Source organism: Staphylococcus sp. 231237_7MaSpsaltlick, from assembly GCF_043107035.1.
Window position 1 is genome coordinate 1 of record NZ_JBICNX010000357.1, and the last position, 467, is coordinate 467.

The 467-nt window shown below is 29.8% G+C and carries 1 pseudogene; it reads left to right on the forward strand.

Annotated elements, in window-relative coordinates:
• Positions 1–467 (forward strand): annotated as a pseudogene (locus tag ACF91D_RS31870) (DEAD/DEAH box helicase); the annotation flags it as partial.

A 467-nucleotide genomic window follows, 5' to 3' on the forward strand; every position in this document is an offset into this window, starting at 1 on the left:
ATACATATACCAATGATTATGTCTGCATTAAAAAAAATTGAAAAAGATAAAAATTCAAATATAGAAGAGCAATTTAATGACTCAGTTAAAAAGTTCATACAAAAAGTAAATGAAATTTTAGCAGGCGAAGCTATTAATGAAACAAAATTAGAGAAAATGGACCAAGCTTATGATAAGTATTTTTCAGTATTAAATTCAAAAAAGGCTGGCTTATTTTCTCATTATGTAGCTATAGAATTTGTGAAGCATAACGAAATGCCCAAACCAGAATTTAATAGTTTTTTTATAAGTGATATTGAACTGGCGAAAAAATCTCCGAACGAAGCATTAATAGATTATATAGAAGGGCTAGAAGATGATCAAAGAATAGAAGTTGATGAGAATAAAGAAATCATCGATTATTTCTTACACCCTTCACAATTACCCGATGGTCGTTGGCCTTCGCAGACAGAGTTTAGATTGTCTCT